This is a genomic window from Streptomyces sp. NPDC093586 (assembly GCF_044764905.1).
In the GTDB taxonomy this organism is placed as follows: domain Bacteria; phylum Actinomycetota; class Actinomycetes; order Streptomycetales; family Streptomycetaceae; genus Streptomyces.
The window spans coordinates 13994-31605 of the sequence record NZ_JBIWJA010000051.1 but is presented as its reverse complement, the minus strand read 5'-3'; the positions used below and the strand labels follow the sequence as shown (position 1 = coordinate 31605).

Below are 17612 nucleotides of genomic sequence, written 5' to 3'. Positions count from 1 at the left end.
GAGGGTCGGAGCCATGAAGGCGATCAGCTACGCGCAGTACGGCGGCCCCGGGATGCTGGAGTACGGAGACGTCCGCGATCCGCGGGTGGGCCCCGACTCGGTGCTGGTGAAGGTGCGGGCCGCCGCCGTGAACCCCGTGGACTGGAAGTGCCGCGAGGGACACCTCGACCCGATCCTCCAGCCCGTGTTCCCGGTGGTCCCGGGGTGGGACGTGTCGGGGGTCGTCGTGCAGCCCGGCGCGTCCGTCACGGAGTTCGCCGTCGGGGACGAGGTGATCGGCTACGTCCGCGAGGACTTCCTCTCCCGGGGGACCTTCGCCGAGTACGTGGCGGCACCCGTGCGCACCCTCGCGCGCAAACCGCGCAATCTCTCGCACGAGGAGGCGGCCGGGCTGCCGCTGACCGGGCTGACCGCCTACCAGGTCCTGGTGAAGGCCCTGCGCGTCAAGCGGGGCGAGACCGTTCTCGTGCACGCCGCCGCGGGCGGGGTCGGCTCGATCGCCGTCCAGCTGGGCCGGCATCTGGGCGCGCGGGTCATCGGCACGGCCAGTGAGCACAACCACGGCTATGTGCGGGGGCTCGGCGGGGAGCCGGTGTCGTACGGGGAGGGCCTGGCCGAACGGGTGCGGGGGCTGGCGCCCGAAGGGGTGGACGCGGTGTTCGACACGGTCGGCGGCGAGACGCTGAGGACGTCGGCGAACCTGCTGGCCACCGCCGGCCGCCTGGTGTCGATCGCCGACGGGGACGTCGTCGGCTACGGCGGGCGGTACCTCTTCGTACGCCCCGACGCCGAGGACCTGCTGCGGCTGACCGAGCTGGCGGAGCAGGGGGTGATCGCCGTGCACGTCTCGGAGACGTTCCCGCTGGAGCGGGCGGCGGACGCGTACCGGCGGAACGAGGAGGGGCGCACGCGGGGGAAGATCGTGGTGACGGTGGACCGGGAGGCGGAGGAGGCGCCGGCCGCGCCGGACGCGTCCTAGTGCCGCACCAGGCGACGTCCGCCCCGTCGCGACGCCCGGCACGTTCCCCCGGAGGGGGTGCCCCCGCTCGCCGCACCGGCCGAAAGCCCGAGCACGTCCAGTACGAGGGCTTCCGGCCGGCACTCCCCCAGCCTCCGGCCGGGGGGGGACCCCCAGAGCCCGCACCGGACGCCGCCAGGCCCGCCCTCCGGGCGGACGACGGGAGTTTGACGACAGGACCTGGGGTCCTAGAGGACGAGGACCGCGCCGCACACCGCCAGCCCCACCGTGCACAGCGCGACCGCCGCGGCGCTGCCGGGGGCGATCACCGGGGGCCTGCTCGCCGAGGCGAGGGCGCCGATGCGGCGGTGGGCGAGGTACAGGAGGACCAGCCAGAGCGCGCAGCACAGCGCCACGGCGACGACCGCGGAGGGCGTCGGGCCGCCGTGCAGCGCGGCCTTCGCGGCGAGCACGGTCACGACGGTGCCGGACAGGGTCGTGCGGCGCCAGGCGAGCCGGGTGCGCTCGGGCTGGAGCCCGGGGTCCCGTTCCGAGGCGGAGCCGGGGCCGGGGGCCGCGCTCACCCCTCCCACCCGGCGAGGACCACGACGACCATGACGAGGGCGACCACCGCGACCACGAGGCCGAGCAGCGCCGGGAAGCGCGAGACGGGGAGGTCCTCGCCGCGGCGCATCGCCCGCTCGCAGCGCACCCAGTGGTTGACGGCGCGCAGGGAGCACAGCACCCCGGCCGCGAGCAGCGCGAGGGCGAGCCCGACCCGCCAGCCCCAGCGCAGGTCGGGCAGGAACTGGTCCACCGCGAACCCGCCGCCGATCAGGGCGAGGGCGGTACGCAGCCAGGCCAGGAAGGTGCGCTCGTTGGCCAGCGAGAACCGGTAGTCGGGCGTCCCGCCCTCCCGCCGCACCTCCTCGGGCACGAACCAGAGCCGGAGGTTCCGTACGAATGCGCTCACGCGGGGACCTTACCGGGCGGGGTGCCTGCGGCGACCTGTGCGGGTTCGGTGGGGGGGCGGGGTGCCTGCGGCGCCTGTGCGGGGCGGGTGGGGGTGCGGGTGGCGCGGTGCGTGGGCTGTGGGTCGGGGCCGCGCCGGGGGGTGTCCGTCCTCGGAACGGCGCGGAATCGGTCGGCCGCAGAAGTACCGGCGCGGACGCGCCAACCGCTGCGGGCGGACACCCCCCGACACGTCCCCTTCCCGCCGTACGCGACTGACCCGCCGTCACCCACTCGGCTGCGGGCAGCCGTGCCGCTGGGAGGCACTCCGACAGCGCCGGACGCGCGACCCACTCCCGCCTCACACCCACGCCGGACACCCCCGCAACGCGGCGTCACCTCACCCACCCTCCCCCCGCCAGGCCCGCAGCCGGGCATGCGCAGCCAGGCCGTCCGGCACCCACTCCCACTCCCGGAGCCGCCGCTCCACCTCCGCCTCCTCCAGGAACCCCCACCACGCCACCTCCTCCGCCTGCGGGGCGACCCGCGACGTGACGCGCACGTCGTACACCGCCGACCACCACGTCCGCCCGGCCCCGTCGTCGTACAGGAACTTGAAGAGGAACTCCGGCTGCGCCAGCCCCCGCACCCCCAGCTCCTCCTCCGCCTCCCGCAACGCCGCGTCGTCGTAGGACTCGCCCGCCCCCACCACCCCACCGACGAACATGTCGTACAGCGACGGGAAGACCAGCTTCGTCGGCGTGCGGCGGTGGACGAAGACGCGGCCCCGCGCGTCCCGCGCCCGCACGAACACGCAGCGGTGGCGCAGCCCCCTGGCGTACGCGTCACCCCGCCGGGCCTGCCCGGTCACCCGGTCGTTCTCGTCGACGATGTCGAGGATCTCGTCAGCGCTCATGCCCTCATCCAAGCAGCGCCGACGGGGTGGGCGTCAGCGCCGTTGCAGATCCCGCGCCGGTCCCCGCTCGCCCGTGCCCTGCGGCATCGCCGGATGCATCCCGAGCAGCACGATGCCCGTCACCACCGCCGCGAGACCGCCCGCCTCCCACGCCAGCGCCCCGGCGTCGGTCCGCAACCGGTCGCCGAGGAAGCCGATCCCGCAGACGATGCCCGCGAGCGGCTGAGCCGCCGTCAGGGCGGGCAGCGACCTGCGCAGCGGCGCCGTCTCGAACGCGCTCTGCACCAGGATCAGGCCGGTGACGCCGAGCACCACCACCGCGTACGGCTGCCAGCCGGTCAGCAGCTCCGCCGGGCCGCCCGCCGACAGGCGCTGCCCGCTGACCCGGGTCAGGGCGTCCTGCACCCCGTACACCAGCCCCGCGGCCAGCGCCAGCAGCGCCGGGCCCCAGGTCAGCCGCGCCCGGCCGGCGCACGCCGTGAGCAGCAGGGCCAGGCCGAGCACCACGCCGAAGACGACCCAGTGGCGCACGGGATCGGTCACCGCGCTGCCGCCGCGCGGTTCGCCCGCCACGATGAACGCGCTGACCCCGCCGGCCAGCAGCGCGAGACCCGCCCAGCCCTGACGGCCCAGCGGCTGCCGGGTCTGCACGCGGGAGAGAGCCAGGGCGAAGAGCAGGTTCGTCGCGAGGAGGGGCTCGACCAGGGTGATCTCGCCGCCGCCCAGTGCGAACGCGCCCATCACCATCCCGGCCACCATCAGACCCGTGCCGCCCAGCCAGCGCGGCACCCGCGTCAGATCGAGCAGCAGTCGCGGGGAGAGGAAGTCGCCCAGCGGGGCGCGCTGGGCGGCGTTCTGCTGGAGGACGAAGCCGAAGCCCAGGCAGCACGCGGCGCTCACGGCGAGAACCAGAACCAGAACCGACACGCTGCGTACCTCGATCGTCAGGCCGGGCCACGGGGTGCGTGGGAACCGACTCTAGTGCGGGCGGTCCCGGTACGCCGGGCGAGTGCCCGCATCCGGGTGGCCGACACCGCCGAGGAGCGGCGACGCGCGCAGCAAGTCGCCCTGTTGTGAAGCGAGTTGACGCGCGCAACGGCGCCGCGGGCCTTGACGTCGAACAGGCCCCCGTCGACTCCCCGCCGGCCGTCCGACGGTGGTCGCGCATGCCGAGCGCTACCGCGTGCTGGCCGCCGCCGGACACGAGTCCGCCGACCCGAAGGCGGCCTTCGACCGGTGGCTGGAGTGGGAGCAGGACGGTCACCCGCGCCGCCTGGTCGACCTCGACTTCCTCGCGCACGCCAAGTCCTGCGAGGGCCACGGCGCCGAGGCCGCCGCCCTCTTCCACCGCATCGGCGAGTACGTCACACCCGTTCCGTGGTCGTACCCCGACCGCGGCCCGTACCCGGCCTTCGCGCCGGTTCGCTGGGCACCGCCTGACACCCCGGCACCCCACAGCCCCGCACCCCGAGCGGCACGCCCGCACCGGTCCGGGCGGCGAGGCCTTCCAGCCGGACAAGGCGGCCGGGAGGACGTCCTGAGGCGCCGGAGCGACCGAACCGCGAGGGGCGCCCGCCCCGGTGTTCCGGGAACGGGCGCCCCTCGCGGTCGTGCCGCGCGGCGCGGACCGCGGACTCGGCCTCCGCGATCCGTACCGCTATATGACCAAGGAGAGCAGCAGGACCAGACCGCCTCCGACCACCGAGATGATCGTCTCCATGAGGGACCACGTCTTGATGGTCTGGCCGACGTTCAGGCCGAAGTACTCCTTCACCAGCCAGAAGCCGGCGTCGTTGACATGGCTGAAGAACAGCGAGCCGGCGCCGATGGCCAGGACCAGCAGGGCCGCGTGGGTCGTCGACATGTCGGCCGCCAGCGGCGCCACCAGACCGGCCGCCGAGACGGTCGCCACCGTCGCCGAACCGGTCGCCAGCCGGATCGCCACCGCGATCAGCCAGGCCAGCAGCAGCGCCGGGATCGACCAGTCCTTGGAGATCTCCAGGATCATCCGGCCCACGCCGGAGTCGATCAGGGTCTGCTTGAAGCCGCCGCCCGCGCCGACGATCAGCAGGATGCCCGCAATGGGCGCGAGCCCCTTCTCCACCAGCCCCGAGACACGGTCCTTGGCGAAACCGGCGGGCCGCAGCAGCGTGAAGATGCCCACGATCACGGCGGCGAGCAGGGCGATCAGCGGCGAGCCGACGACGTCGAAGACACGCTGCACCAGCGCGTCGGGGTCGTCGACGATGATGTCGACGAGCGCCTTGGCGAGCATCAGCACGACCGGCAGCAGGATCGTGGCCAGGGTGGCGCCGAAGCTCGGGCGCTTCTCCAGCGTCTCGGAGGCGCGCTGCGGGATCATGCGGTCGGGGGCGGGGACGTCCACCCAGCGGGCCGCGTACTTCGAGAACACCGGACCGGCGATGATCACCGTCGGGATCGCGACCAGGACACCGAGGGCCAGGGTCACACCGAGGTTGGCGCCGACCGCGTCGATCGCGACCAGCGGGCCGGGGTGCGGCGGAACCAGGCCGTGCATCACGGACAGACCGGCCAGCGCCGGGATGCCGATGCGCATCAGGGAGAAGTTGCCGCGCTTGGCGACCATCAGGACCACCGGGATCAGCAGCACGATGCCGACCTCGAAGAACAGCGGCAGTCCCACGACGGAGGCGATCAGCACCATCGCCCACGGCATCGACCGGACGCTCGCCTTGGCCAGGATGGTGTCCACGATCTGGTCGGCGCCGCCGGAGTCGGCGAGCATCTTGCCGAGGATCGCGCCGAGGGCGATCAGGACGCCGACGCCCGCGACCGTCGAGCCCAGCCCGGCGGTGAAGCTGGCGATGACCTTGTCCAGCGGAGCCCCGGCGAACGCGCCGAGCGCCAGTGTCCCGATGGTCAGGGACAGGAAGGCGTGCAGCTTGAACTTGGTGATGAGCAGGACGATGACGGCGATGCCCAACAGCACGGCGATGCCCAGCTGGGCATGACCGGCCGAGGTGATCGGCTCGACGGTGTCCGCTGCCAGCATCTCGACGCTGAGTCTGGTCACGGTGATTCCCTTGCGGTGATGGGGATTCGGGGGAGGCGAGGCCGCGCGCACCGGTGGTGGCACGGCCCCGGGGGAGGTCGTGGGGGGTCGGCCCGCTGTCGGGGCCGCCGGGTTACAGGGCCGGCTCGGAGAAGGCCTTCAGGGCGTCCATCGCCCGCTCGGTGATCTCCTCGGGGCTGCCGGCGACGTCCACGGCGACCCCCGCCTCGTCCGGCTCCAGCGGCTGGAGCGTGGCGAACTGGGAGTCGAGCAGGGCCGTCGGCATGAAGTGCCCCTCACGGTGCGACATCCGGTCCTCGATCAGCTCGCGGCTGCCCGTGAGGTGGACGAAGACGACGTCGGGAGCGGCGGCCCGCAACCGGTCGCGGTACGACCGCTTGAGCGCCGAACTGCTCACCACCCCGCCGAGCCCGGCCCGCCCGTGGGCCCAGCCGCCGATGGCGTCCAGCCAGGGCCAGCGGTCCTCGTCGGTGAGGGGGGTCCCGGCCGTCATCTTGGCGATGTTGGCCGGCGGGTGGAAGTCGTCGCCCTCGGCGTAGGGAACGCCGAGCCGGGCCGCGAGCAGGGGACCGATGGTGGTCTTCCCGGTGCCCGCTACGCCCATGACCACGACGACGTGGGGGGTGTGCAGTTGCTGCATCGCACTCTCGCTGTCTTCGTCGACACGTGATGTCCAGGTAACTGAAACCCATTAGGTACGACGAATTCAAGAGAGTGTGACTTATAAGTCTGACTTTTTGTTCTCGTGACGTGCCCCGTACGCTGAGTGCATGAGCACACCGGGCCGGGGGCTGCACGGCCGCGTACTGGACACCCTCGGCCCCGCGATCACCGCGGGTGAGTACCCCGCGGGCAGCGTCCTGCGCACGGACGAGCTGGCGCAGCGTTTCGAGGTGTCGCGCTCCGTGATGCGCGAGGCCGTCCGCGTACTGGAGTCCATGCACCTGGTCGAGTCACGCCGCCGTGTCGGTGTGACCGTCCTGCCCGAGTGCGAGTGGAACGTCTACGACCCGCAGGTCATCCGCTGGCGCATGGCCGGCGCCGACCGCGCGCGCCAGCTGCGCTCGCTGACCGTGCTGCGGTCGGCGATCGAACCGGTCGCGGCGGGACTGGCCGCCCGGCACGCCACCTCGGAGCAGTGCGCGGAACTCACCGAGTGCGCACTGGGCATGGTCGCCAACTCACGCGGTCACCAGCTGGAGGGGTACCTCTTCCACGACGTGGCCTTCCACCGCGTCATCCTGACCGCGTCCGGCAACGAGATGTTCGCCCGCCTCGGCGGTGTCGTCGCCGAGGTCCTGGCCGGTCGCACGCACCACGACGTGATGTTCGAGGACCCCGACCCGGCCGCGGTCACCCTGCACGTCCGGGTCGCCGAGGCCGTCCGCGCCCGGGACGCCGAACGCGCCGAGCGGCTGACCCGAGAGATCACGGTGGGAGCGCTCCAGGAACTGGACATCCTGGCGCCGTAGCCGGGCTGGGACCTGTCGTTCGGATCATGCCGGCGTCGCGGGGCGTGGCACGCACGTCTGCGGCGTTGTCGTCGGTTGTCAACGCTCCGCGTCGACGCCCTCCTCCGCCTTGCAGCCGCACGCACCACGCCCCGCTCGGGCCGGTCGAAAGGCGCCGTTTCCCTCAGCCGTCCTGATCCGAACGGCAGGTCCTAGTCCAGGAACTCCCCGTCGACGTACACCCACGCCCCGTCGACCCGCTCGAACCGGCTCCGCTCGTGCAGCGAGCCGCCGCGGTACGAGGCGCGGAAGGTGACCGTGCCGGTGGAGTGGAACGCGGACCCGTCGGCCGTGTCCAGGATCTCCAGCCCCGTCCACCGCGTGCCCGGGTCCAGATCGAGCCGCGCCGGCCGCGTCCTCGGATGCCACGTCCGCAGCAGGTACCCCGCGTCGCCCTTCACGAAGGCGCTGTACCGCGAACGCATCAGCGCCTCGGCGCTCGGCGCGGCCGCCGCCCCCGCATGGAAACGGCCGCAGCACTTCTCGTACGCCTCGGGCAGCCCGCACGGGCAGGAACGCGTGGTCATGGCGGCCATTGTGCCCGCTCGGGGCGCTGTCCCGGAAAAGCAGAAGACCCCTGCTCGGCAGGGGTCTCAGCTGGTGTCCGAGGGGGGACTTGAACCCCCACGCCCGATAAAGGGCACTAGCACCTCAAGCTAGCGCGTCTGCCATTCCGCCACCCGGACAAGGTGTCTGTCGTTCGGGGTCTTCCCCGCGGCGACGACGTAAACATTACCAGGCTTTCGGGGGTGCCCGATCACCCCCCGTCCCGGCGTGAACGGCGTGTGACGGGCCGGGTCCGGTCTTGGGCCCGGACGGCCGGAGGGGGAGGATGAGGGGAACCCACCAGCAGTGACAGCGGGAGGAAGCACGTGAGCGAGTCGGGCACGGCCAGGAGCGTCACCGGCGAGGACGAGGTCGTCGACCTCTGCCGCGAGCTGATCCGGATCGACACCAGCAACTACGGCGACCACTCGGGCCCCGGCGAGCGCAAGGCGGCCGAGTACGTCGCCGAGAAGCTCGCCGAGGTGGGACTGGAACCGCAGATCTTCGAGTCCCACCCGGGACGCGCCTCCACGGTGGCCCGGATCGAGGGCGAGGACCCGTCGCGGCCCGCGCTGCTCATCCACGGCCACACGGACGTCGTTCCGGCCAACGCGGACGACTGGACCCACCACCCCTTCTCCGGCGAGGTGGCCGACGGGTGCGTGTGGGGCCGCGGCGCCGTCGACATGAAGGACATGGACGCGATGACCCTCGCGGTCGTCCGCGACCGGATGCGCAGCGGACGCAAGCCGCCCCGGGACATCGTCCTGGCGTTCCTCGCCGACGAGGAGGCCGGCGGCACGTACGGCGCCCGGTACCTGGTCGACAACCACCCGGACCTCTTCGAGGGTGTCACCGAGGCGATCAGCGAGGTGGGCGGCTTCTCCTTCACCGTCAGCGAGCAGCGCCGGCTGTATCTGATCCAGACGGCCGAGAAGGGCATGCACTGGATGAAGCTGACCGTGGCCGGCACCGCCGGGCACGGGTCGATGATCCATCGCGACAACGCCATCACCGAGCTGTCGGAGGCCGTCGCGCGCCTCGGCCGGCACACGTTCCCCGTCCGCGTCACCAAGACGACCCGGGCCTTCCTCGACGAACTGGGCGACGCGCTCGGCACCGAGCTGGACCCGGAGAACATGGAGGGAACGCTCGCCAAGCTGGGCGGCATCGCCAAGCTCATCGGCGCGACCCTGAGCAACACCGCCAATCCCACGCAGCTGGGCGCGGGCTACAAGGTCAACGTCATCCCGGGGGAGGCGACCGCGCACGTCGACGGGCGGTTCCTGCCCGGACACGAGGAGGAGTTCCTCGCCGACCTCGACCGGATCCTCGGGCCGAAGGTGCGACGCGAGGACGTCCACTCCGACAAGGCCGTCGAGACCACGTTCGACGGAGCCCTCGTGGACGCGATGCAGTCCGCGCTGGTGGCGGAGGACCCGGCCGCGAAGGCGATCCCGTACATGCTCTCCGGCGGGACGGACGCCAAGTCGTTCGACGACCTCGGCATCCGGGGCTTCGGCTTCGCGCCGCTCAAGCTGCCGCCGGAGCTGGACTTCGCTGGCATGTTCCACGGCGTCGACGAGCGTGTGCCGGTGGACGGACTGCAGTTCGGCGTGCGGGTGCTCGACCGGTTCCTCGACGCGTCCTGAGAGAACCGCCGGAACGAGAATTCACCCTTCACCGGTATTCGACCGCACGTGCGGGAGGTGACCGGGAAGGGTGAATACGCTCATAGGCTCGTAGCCTCATTACTCCGTCCTCGTTACAGCTGATGCGATCGGCAATCTCGGATCGCCTTTGTCAACTAGGAGGAATAATGCTCAAGAAGGTCGTCGCCGCTGCGGTCGCCACCGGTGGTCTGGTCCTCGCGGGCGCGGGTGTGGCCGCCGCCGACTCCGGTGCGCAGGGCGTCGCCGCCCACTCCCCGGGCGTCGTTTCCGGCAATGTCGTCCAGGTTCCCGTGCACGTCCCGGTGAACGTCTGCGGCAACACGATTTCCGTGATCGGCGCGCTGAACCCCGCCTTCGGCAACGCCTGCGTCAACAAGTGACGTCGCGTCTCGCCCCGTGAGGGTCTGAGTCCGCCGGCCCCGGAGCGCACGCCACGCGCTCCGGGGCCGCGGGTTTTGGGACAAGGAACATTCAGTGTGCACCAGTGCCGGAGACGACGGAATTCTCGGCGCTGAGGGACTGCACTACGGGACTAGGGCAAGGCAAGGGATTTCTGAAATGCGACAGGTCACCCGCAAGGGCCTGATGACGGTGGCGGCCGCCACCGGCGTGCTCGCCGCCGTGGGCGGCGCCGCCCACGCCGACTCGGGAGCGCACGGATCCGCCTCGGATTCGCCCGGCGTACTGTCCGGCAACACGGTGCAGGCGCCCGTGCACGTGCCGGTGAACGTCTGCGGCAACACGGTCGACGTCGTCGGCGTCCTCAACCCGGCGGTGGGCAACGCGTGCGCCAACCGGGGCGGCGACTCCGGCGGCCACGACGGCTCGCACGGCGGTTCGCACGCCGGCGGACACGCCGCCGACTCGCCCGGGGTCGGCTCCGGCAACCACGTCGAGGTGCCGGTCCATGTGCCGGTGAACGTCTGCGGCAACAGCATCGACGTCGTGGGCGTCCTCAACCCGGCCGCGGGCAACGACTGCGCCGACGAGGGCGGCGGAGACCACACCACCCCACCGGGCGAGCCGGGCAACCCCGGTACCCCTGGTGAGCCCGGCAACCCCGCCACTCCGGGCAACCCGTCCACCCCGGGCGACGAGACGCCCGGCGGCTCCTCGCACGTCGACCGGCCGGGCGCCCGGACCGTCGCCCAGCCCGGGCACGGCGCGCAGCTCGCCGAGACCGGCAGCGACCTGCCGCTCGGGCTCGCCCTGCCGGTGGGCGCGGGCGCACTGCTCGCGGGCACGGTGCTCTACCGCAAGGCGCGCGCCGCGGCCTGACACGGCGCACCGGCATACGCAGCGGGCCCCGCACCGGCGGGGCCCGCTCCGGTCCCGTCACCGGCGCCGGGTCGCCCCGTGCGCCGGTCACCAGGTCGCGCGCACCTGGCGGATGATCCGCCGCCGCAGCCGCACCTTGCGACTGCCGTCGCGCAGCAGGCTCAGGCGGTACAACTCCCAGTGTCCGTACTCGGCGTGGTCGGTCAGCAGACGCGTCGTCTCCTTGCGGGAAACCCCGCGCGGCACGTACACGTCGACAAATTCGTATTCCGGCATCGCATCTATTGTGCGGTCTGGGGCCCGGTACGGATAGCGTCTGCACTATGTCTGATGCTGCGCAGCCCACCGCTGCCGAGGTACGCGCCGCCGCCGAGGCGGTCAAGACCGCGATCGACCGCCACCTGGCCGCGGTCGAACGCCGGTCGGGGGAGGACGACCCGGCCGTCTACCAGGCGTTCAACGAGCTGGCCGCGGCCGCGGAGGCGTACGACGAACTGCTCTACGAACGCTACGACGAGGTGACCCCCTTCGAGATCCCCGGTGCCGACGAGACGCCGCCGTACACGGGCCCCGAGGAACCGAACGCGCTGAGCGTACTGATCCGCCGCGACTACGCGGTGGCGGAGCCGCAGCGGCTGATGGCGCAGGCGCGGCGGATCGAGACGGCCGACGACGAGGCGGACGTGGGTGCGGACGTCTCCGGCACGGTCCACGGGGCACTCGGCATCCTGTTCGGCGAGTTCGAGGCGGACGAGATCGCCTCCCGGCACAAGGAGTTCGGCCTGGAGGAGGGCGACTCCACGCTCTGGGTGACGGCCTCGGACGAGAGCGCCGAACCGGGCGAGTGGCTGGAGGCGCCGTTCGACCAGGTCGACCCCCAGCGGGTGGTCTGCCGCTTCGACGTCAGCGCGGTCTTCGACGACGAGTTCGACGATGACGATGACGACGATGACGACGTGCCGGAACAGGAGGAGGACCTCGACACGGACCTGGACGAGGAGACGGACGAGGAAGAGGACGGCGAGCCGGAGCGGCTGCGGGCGGATCGCTGAGCGGCCCGCCACGCACGGCGGCGGCCGCGGGGACGTACCCCGCGGCCGCCGCCGTCGTCGTATCCGGGCCGGGCGCCCGCGCCCCGCGGCTCAGCCGCTCACCGGGACCTGCGGAGCGAGCAGCGCCGGCAGCCGGGTCGTGCGCGGCTTGGCCCGCATTTCGGCGACGGCACGGGGCAGCGCCTGGTCCACGCCGTGCACCACGGACAGATGGTGGGCGGCCCGTCCGAACGCCGTGTAGACCCACGGGCGGCTGAGCGCCTGCGCGGCGTCGCCGGGCAGGACCACGACCACCGCCGGCCAGCGCCCGCCGACCGCCTGGTGCGCGGTCAGCGCCCATCCGTGCCGCACGGTCCGCTCCACCTGCTCCTTCGGCACGACGACGGCCTCGCCCGCGCAGGACAGGTGCAGTCCGTCGGCGTCGGCCTTCACCACACGGCCCGGCAGCGTACGGCCCGGCACCGGGGAGTAGGCGACACGGTCACCGGGGTCGAAGCCGCCGAAGCGGCCGGGGCCCGGGTTCAGCCGCTCCTTCAGCGCCGCGTTGAGCACCCGCGTGCCCGCCGCGCCGCCGTGACCCGGTGTGATCACCTGCGTCTCCTCGGCCGGGACGCCGATCGCCCGCGGCACCGAGTCCGCGACGAGCTGCACGGTCCGGTGCACGGCCTCGCCCGCGTCCCGCACGGGCACGATCACGACCTCCTTGCCGGGCGCCTCGACCTGGTTCAGCTCGCCGATGCCGATGCCGGAGACCAGCTCGCCCAGCGGGCCCGGGTCCGGACGCCGCGAGGCGATCTGCGGACAGATCCGCGCCGCCAGCAGATCGGCGAAGACCCGCCCCGGCCCCACGGACCACAGCACACCCGGGTCGCCGGCCAGCACCAGCCGCGCCCCGTCGGGCAGCGACTCCACCAGCAGGGCGCCCGTCTCGACGTCCATCTGCGGTGCGTCGAGCACGACGAGAAGATCGAGGTCCAGCGCCCCGTCCGCGTCCCGCCCGGGTCCCTCGGCCCCGGCCAGCAGCCCGGCCAGGGTGACGACGCGCGGACCGTCCGGTGCGGGGGAGTCCGGGTGCGGTGCGGCCGGCCGGTCGGCCGGCAGGGCGGCGAAGCGGTCGCGGCCGAGCGGGCCGTGCGCGGCGGCCCAGGCGCGCAGCCCGAGGCCGTGCGCGGCCCGCAGCAGGGCCGCCGGTTCGGCCAGGGACGCCTCCCCGCCGGTGTGCAGGACCAGCCCGTGCTCCGCGACCGCACGGATCAGGTCGGCGGCGGAACCCCGCGCGGACGCGGCGGCCCGTTCCCAGCCGTCCGCCGCACCGTTCTGCTTCGGCGCCGAGCCGACCAGCCGGGCCAGGCCGTCGGCGAGGCTCTCCTCCGCGAGCGCGTACCGCTCCAGGCCGACCAGGGTCCGCACCGGACGTTCCTCGGCCTCGTCCGCGCCCTCCGCCCCCGCGTCCCCGCCGCCCGGGCGGGCGCCGGTCTCCTCCAGGGCGTCCTGGAAGACCAGGGCATCGCCCTCGGCGAGCGTGCTCTGTACGGCGGCGTCGGGATCCGGCACGCCCCGCTGGGCCAGCGCTGCCGTGAGCCGCGGCAGCTCCAGGACCGTGTGCCCGGCCAGGGCCGCCTGCTCCAGCAGCCAGCCGGTGACCGCACGCCCCCGCCGCTCGTCGTCCGGTCCACACTCCGCGCCGAGCAGCGCCCGGGCGAACCCGTCGGCCTGCTCCGGCCGCACCCCGGCGACCCGCAGCAGCTGCCAGGGGTCCGCGCGCAGCGTCTCCTCCGCCGCCTCGCCGAGGAGCGCGGCGGTCTGCGGCGCGAGCGTGTCGGGCGCGCCGCCCTCGGCCAGGACGCGCCGTACGGCCTGGACGGTCTCCGGTGCGGGGCCGACGGACACGGCGGCGGGCGCGGCCGGGGTCGGCTGTGGGCGCCGTACCGGCTCGGGGGCGGGGCGGAGGGGCACGGGACGGGGCGCGTCGAAGACCGTGGCGGGCGGCTTCTCGCCGCTCTCCACGGCGCGCACGGCGGCGAGCAGCTCGGCCGCCGTGCCGCTGAGCTTGGCCCCGCTGGCGATCGGCTGCTGCTTCTCGGCCTTGCGCCGCTCGATCCGCTCCCGCTCCAGCCGCTGGGCGGCCAGCTCGGCCTCGGCCTCGGACATCCGGGCCGCCGCGTCTTCACCCGCGGTACCGGTGTGGCCCCCGGCCGGCCGCGCGTCGTCGGCGGCAGGCGGCTCACCCTCCCCGGCGGGCGGCTCACTTTCCCCGGCAGTCTCCTCGGCCGTCTCCACGGGGGCGTCCCGGCCTCCGGACGGGGCGTCGCCCTGCTCGGCCTCCTGCGCGGCGCCCGGCGTTCCCGGCCCGGTGTCCACGGCGTCCGCGGTGTCCTCGGCGGGTTCGGGCTGCGTGCTCACAGCGTGCTCCAGTCGTGATCGGGATAGCGGTGCACGGGCGCCGACACGTCGTCGAGCGCCCGGCGGATCTCGTCAGGAAGACTAAGGGCCTCCACTGACAACGCCGCCGTGAGCTGCCGCGCGTTGCGCGGGCCGATGATCGGGGCGACCACCCCGGGCCGGTCCCGGACCCAGGCCAGGGCGACCTGGAGCGGGGACACCGCGAGCCCGTCCGCCGCCGTCGCCACCGCGTCCACGATGTGACCGGCCGTCTCGTCGAGGTAGGGCTCGACGAAGGGGGCCAGGTGCTCCGAGGCGCGCCGCGAGTCCGGCGGGGTCGCGTCCTTGCGGTACTTGCCGGTGAGGACCCCCCGGCCCAGCGGCGAGGAGGGCAGCAGACCGATGCCCAGGTCCAGGGCGGCCGGCAGCACCTCGCGCTCGACGCCGCGCTGCAGCAGCGAGTACTCCATCTGCGTGCTCGCCAGCCGGTTGCGCACCCCCGGCGCCGCCAGCTGCCAGGTCGCCGCCTTGGCCAGCTGCCAGCCGCAGAAGTTGGAGACCCCGGCGTAACGGGCGCGGCCGCTGCTGACCGCCACGTCGAGGGCGTGCAGCGTCTCCTCCAGCGGTGTGTGCGGGTCGAAGGCGTGCAGGTGCCACACGTCCACGTGGTCCGTGCCGAGCCGGGCGAGGGAGGCGTCCAGCGCGGAGAGCAGGTGGCCGCGCGAGCCGTCGAAGCGGCGTTCGGGATCCGGAACGCTGCCGGCCTTGGTCGAGATCACCAGGTCCCGGCGCGGCACCAGGCCCTCCATGAGCCGGCCGAGGAGATACTCGGCCTCCCCGTCGCCGTACACGTCCGCGGTGTCGACGAGCGTCCCGCCCGCTTCCCAGAAGGTCTTCAGGAGATCCGCAGCGTCGTGCTCGTCGGTGTCCCTGCCCCAGGTGAGGGTGCCCAGACCGATGCGGGACACGCGCAGGCCGGTGCGGCCGAGATGCCTCTGCTCCATGAACGCCGACATTACTGGCCACGGCTTGCGCCGTGGGGGCCTGTGGACAACCGGATCCGCGCGCTAGGGTCGGGGCACCACGGACGTTACTGATCGGTAAGGGGAATCGGCCATGCAGCTCGGGATCAACCTCGGCTACTGGGGTGCCGGAATGGACGCGGACAACCTGGCCGTCGCCAAGGAGGCGGACCGGCTCGGCTACGCCGTGTGCTGGGCCGCCGAGGCCTACGGCTCGGACGCCGCGACGGTGCTCACCTGGGTCGCCGCGCAGACCGAGCGCATCGACGTCGGCTCGGCCATCTTCCAGATCCCCGCCCGTCAGCCGGCCATGACCGCGATGACGGCCGCGACCCTCGACTCCCTCTCCGGCGGCCGGTTCCGCCTCGGCCTCGGTGTCTCCGGGCCGCAGGTCTCCGAGGGCTGGTACGGCGTGAAGTTCGACAAGCCCCTCGCCCGCACCCGCGAGTACGTCGAGATCGTCCGCAGGGCGATGACCCGGGAGCGGCTGTCGTACGAGGGGCAGCACTGGACGCTGCCGCTGCCCGGCGGCCCCGGCAAGCCGATCAAGCTGACCGTGCACCCGCAGCGCGAGCACATCCCGCTGTACATCGCCGCGATCGGCCCGAAGAACCTGGAGCAGACCGGCGAGATCGCCGACGGCGCCCTGCTCATCTTCCCGTCCGCCGACCACCTGGAGGAGACCGCGGTCCGGCATCTGCGCGCCGGACGCGAGAAGGCCGGCAAGACCCTCGAGGGGTTCGACATCGTCCCCACCCTGCCGCTCGCCCTCGGCGACGACAAGGACGTCACCGCGCTCGCCGACACCTTCCGCCCCTACACCGCGCTCTACGTGGGCGGCATGGGCAGCCGCAAGCAGAACTTCTACAACCAGCTCGCCCAGCGCATGGGCTACGAGCGCGAGGCCGCCGAGATCCAGGACAAGTACCTGTCCGGCGACAAGCAGGGCGCCGCCGCGGCCGTACCGCACGACCTGATCGACCGGACGACCCTGCTCGGCAGCGTCGACCGGATCGCGGACCGGATGAAGGCCTACGCCGCCGCCGGTGTCACCACGCTGACCCTCGCTCCCGCGGGCTTCACCCTGGACGAGCGGATCGCCTCCCTCCGCGCCGGCACCGAGGCCCTGGAGCGCGCCGGGCTCGCCTGAGGGCGGCGCACGTCCGGAAGGATCTGCGGCCGTGGTGGGGGCTCGGGGGTCTTCCCCGCCACGGCCGTCACGCGGAACAACGCGCCCGCGCGCGTGCGGTTACGCCCCCTTCGTACGCCCCCTCGTACGCGCGCCCTCCTCCGTTCGGCGGACCTGCCCGTCGCACCTGTTGCCGGGTCCCGCGTCCCGCACTTGACTCGTTCTTTGCGGAACCCGTGGAATCGCGGAACACGCGGAACTCGCAGAACCCGCGACCCCGCGACCCCGTGCAGCCGCGAAACCGGAGAAGCCGCGGAGCCCTGCGGAGGCAGAGAGGTGCCAGCGATGCTTTCGGCCAAGAGCCTGTTCCAGGAGATCCTCGACAACGACGAGTCGTTCCGTCTCTTCTGCTCCATCGCCGCCGGCGGCGAGTCGCAGGGCGGCTGGGAGAACGCGCGCATCGCGGCGCTGGTGCCGGAGAGCGAGCGTGCCCTCGCCCCCAAGATCGCCCGGCACGGCGCGGACGAGGACAAGCACGGGCGGATCTTCAACGCCCTGCTGAGGAAGCGCGGCCTCGAACCCGTCGACGTGCCTCCCGACACCGACTACACCGGGCTCCTGGAGCGGCGCGGCATCGGCCTCGCCCACGAGAAGCTCAAGGCCGATCGGCCCCTGACCGTGCGGGACGTCATCACCTACCTCGCGCACAGCAGGGTCACCGAGCAGCGCGCGGCCGAGCAGATGGCGCTGCTCCTCGAGCACTTCGCGGACCATCCCGACCTGGGCCGGGCCGTGCGCATGATCTCGGCCGACGAGGACAACCACCTCGCCTACTCCCACGAGGAACTGCTGCGCTACGCCGCCGCCGGCCACGGCCGCTTCATCCGGCGGACGCTGCGCGAGTGCGCGCACGCCGAGATCCGCGTCCACCGGGACGTCAGCCTCGCGGTGATGGCCCGCATGGGCCGTCTGCTCGGCTGGTCGCGGGCGAGGTCGGCGCTGCTCGCGGCGGGCATCCACGCGGTGTACGCCTACGAGCGGCTGGCCGGCTGGCGCCGGATGGTGACCCTGCGGACACCCGAGCGGCGCGACGCCCTCGGCGGACCCGCGACCACGGCCCCCGAGTTCGCCTGAGGCGC

Annotated in this window: 18 protein-coding genes, 1 tRNA gene and 1 pseudogene; 9 read left to right on the top strand and 11 right to left on the bottom strand. The window is 73.3% G+C overall.

What is annotated here, in order from left to right; genetic code table 11:
- The first annotated feature begins 13 nt into the window (after positions 1 to 13).
- Positions 14 to 979, top strand: coding sequence for an NADP-dependent oxidoreductase (locus tag ACIRFH_RS33255; protein WP_403529204.1), 966 nt, complete (start codon positions 14 to 16; stop codon positions 977 to 979).
- Positions 980 to 1206: 227 nt separating this feature from the next.
- On the opposite strand, the gene ACIRFH_RS33250 is transcribed toward ACIRFH_RS33255, so the two are convergent.
- The 4 genes from ACIRFH_RS33250 to ACIRFH_RS33235 form a co-directional block, all read right to left on the bottom strand.
- Positions 1207 to 1551 (bottom strand): DUF202 domain-containing protein, encoded by a 345-nt coding sequence (locus ACIRFH_RS33250; protein WP_403529201.1) that lies wholly within the window; start codon positions 1549 to 1551, stop codon positions 1207 to 1209.
- Entirely contained in the window at positions 1539 to 1931 is a 393-nt protein-coding gene (locus tag ACIRFH_RS33245; protein ID WP_403529199.1) for a YidH family protein, read from the bottom strand. Before ACIRFH_RS33245 ends, ACIRFH_RS33250 begins: the two co-directional genes overlap by 13 nt.
- 378 nt (positions 1932 to 2309) lie before the next feature.
- The gene (locus ACIRFH_RS33240) at positions 2310 to 2825 is read right to left on the bottom strand and encodes an NUDIX hydrolase (protein ID WP_403529197.1); all 516 of its coding nucleotides are present in this window, start codon (positions 2823 to 2825) and stop codon (positions 2310 to 2312) included.
- A gap of 33 nt (positions 2826 to 2858) precedes the next feature.
- The gene (locus ACIRFH_RS33235; RefSeq protein WP_403529194.1) at positions 2859 to 3752 is read right to left on the bottom strand and encodes a DMT family transporter; all 894 of its coding nucleotides are present in this window, start codon (positions 3750 to 3752) and stop codon (positions 2859 to 2861) included.
- A 134-nt stretch (positions 3753 to 3886) separates the two neighbouring features.
- On the opposite strand from ACIRFH_RS33235, the pseudogene ACIRFH_RS33230 reads away from it, so the two are divergent.
- A pseudogene (locus ACIRFH_RS33230) lies at positions 3887 to 4251 on the top strand (hypothetical protein); the annotation flags it as partial.
- A gap of 231 nt (positions 4252 to 4482) precedes the next feature.
- Here the strand turns inward: ACIRFH_RS33230 and ACIRFH_RS33225 are convergent.
- Together ACIRFH_RS33225 and ACIRFH_RS33220 are read right to left on the bottom strand one after the other, a co-directional pair.
- On the bottom strand, positions 4483 to 5880 hold the full coding sequence (locus tag ACIRFH_RS33225) for a gluconate:H+ symporter (protein WP_403529191.1): 1398 nt from the start codon (positions 5878 to 5880) through the stop codon (positions 4483 to 4485).
- Positions 5881 to 5992: 112 nt separating this feature from the next.
- Complete coding sequence (locus ACIRFH_RS33220) at positions 5993 to 6520, bottom strand: gluconokinase (RefSeq protein WP_403529189.1); 528 nt, start codon at positions 6518 to 6520, stop codon at positions 5993 to 5995.
- Between the two features lie 130 nt (positions 6521 to 6650).
- Between ACIRFH_RS33220 and ACIRFH_RS33215 the strand changes: the two genes are divergently transcribed.
- Positions 6651 to 7352 (top strand): FadR/GntR family transcriptional regulator, encoded by a 702-nt coding sequence (locus tag ACIRFH_RS33215; protein ID WP_403529186.1) that lies wholly within the window; start codon positions 6651 to 6653, stop codon positions 7350 to 7352.
- A gap of 191 nt (positions 7353 to 7543) precedes the next feature.
- On the opposite strand, the gene ACIRFH_RS33210 is transcribed toward ACIRFH_RS33215, so the two are convergent.
- Positions 7544 to 7918, bottom strand: coding sequence for a YchJ family protein (locus ACIRFH_RS33210; protein WP_403529183.1), 375 nt, complete (start codon positions 7916 to 7918; stop codon positions 7544 to 7546).
- Positions 7919 to 7989: 71 nt separating this feature from the next.
- Positions 7990 to 8077 (bottom strand) — tRNA-Leu (locus ACIRFH_RS33205).
- 186 nt (positions 8078 to 8263) lie between these two features.
- Between ACIRFH_RS33205 and ACIRFH_RS33200 the strand changes: the two genes are divergently transcribed.
- The 3 genes from ACIRFH_RS33200 to ACIRFH_RS33190 all read left to right on the top strand — a co-directional run bounded on the left by ACIRFH_RS33200 (position 8264) and on the right by ACIRFH_RS33190 (position 10888).
- The gene (locus tag ACIRFH_RS33200; RefSeq protein ID WP_403529180.1) at positions 8264 to 9589 is read left to right on the top strand and encodes a M20/M25/M40 family metallo-hydrolase; all 1326 of its coding nucleotides are present in this window, start codon (positions 8264 to 8266) and stop codon (positions 9587 to 9589) included.
- 167 nt (positions 9590 to 9756) lie between these two features.
- Positions 9757 to 9990 carry a chaplin ChpH gene (gene chpH, locus ACIRFH_RS33195; protein ID WP_403529177.1) on the top strand — a complete coding sequence of 78 codons (234 nt, stop codon included), beginning with the start codon at positions 9757 to 9759 and terminating at the stop codon, positions 9988 to 9990.
- Positions 9991 to 10168: 178 nt separating this feature from the next.
- On the top strand, positions 10169 to 10888 hold the full coding sequence (locus ACIRFH_RS33190; RefSeq protein ID WP_403529174.1) for a chaplin family protein: 720 nt from the start codon (positions 10169 to 10171) through the stop codon (positions 10886 to 10888).
- A gap of 87 nt (positions 10889 to 10975) precedes the next feature.
- Here the strand turns inward: ACIRFH_RS33190 and ACIRFH_RS33185 are convergent, their stop codons facing one another.
- Positions 10976 to 11164 (bottom strand): DUF5703 family protein, encoded by a 189-nt coding sequence (locus ACIRFH_RS33185; RefSeq protein WP_161163089.1) that lies wholly within the window; start codon positions 11162 to 11164, stop codon positions 10976 to 10978.
- A gap of 47 nt (positions 11165 to 11211) precedes the next feature.
- On the opposite strand from ACIRFH_RS33185, the gene ACIRFH_RS33180 reads away from it, so the two are divergent.
- The gene (locus ACIRFH_RS33180) at positions 11212 to 11940 is read left to right on the top strand and encodes a hypothetical protein (RefSeq protein WP_403529170.1); all 729 of its coding nucleotides are present in this window, start codon (positions 11212 to 11214) and stop codon (positions 11938 to 11940) included.
- 90 nt (positions 11941 to 12030) lie between these two features.
- Here the strand turns inward: ACIRFH_RS33180 and ACIRFH_RS33175 are convergent, their stop codons facing one another.
- Positions 12031 to 14343, bottom strand: coding sequence for a helix-hairpin-helix domain-containing protein (locus ACIRFH_RS33175; RefSeq protein ID WP_403529167.1), 2313 nt, complete (start codon positions 14341 to 14343; stop codon positions 12031 to 12033).
- Positions 14340 to 15326 carry an aldo/keto reductase gene (locus ACIRFH_RS33170; RefSeq protein WP_403529164.1) on the bottom strand — a complete coding sequence of 329 codons (987 nt, stop codon included), beginning with the start codon at positions 15324 to 15326 and terminating at the stop codon, positions 14340 to 14342. Before ACIRFH_RS33170 ends, ACIRFH_RS33175 begins: the two co-directional genes overlap by 4 nt.
- 112 nt (positions 15327 to 15438) lie before the next feature.
- On the opposite strand from ACIRFH_RS33170, the gene ACIRFH_RS33165 reads away from it, so the two are divergent.
- Together ACIRFH_RS33165 and ACIRFH_RS33160 are read left to right on the top strand one after the other, a co-directional pair.
- On the top strand, positions 15439 to 16494 hold the full coding sequence (locus ACIRFH_RS33165; protein ID WP_403529161.1) for an LLM class F420-dependent oxidoreductase: 1056 nt from the start codon (positions 15439 to 15441) through the stop codon (positions 16492 to 16494).
- A gap of 324 nt (positions 16495 to 16818) precedes the next feature.
- On the top strand, positions 16819 to 17607 hold the full coding sequence (locus ACIRFH_RS33160; protein ID WP_403529158.1) for a ferritin-like domain-containing protein: 789 nt from the start codon (positions 16819 to 16821) through the stop codon (positions 17605 to 17607).
- Positions 17608 to 17612 lie beyond the last annotated feature (5 nt).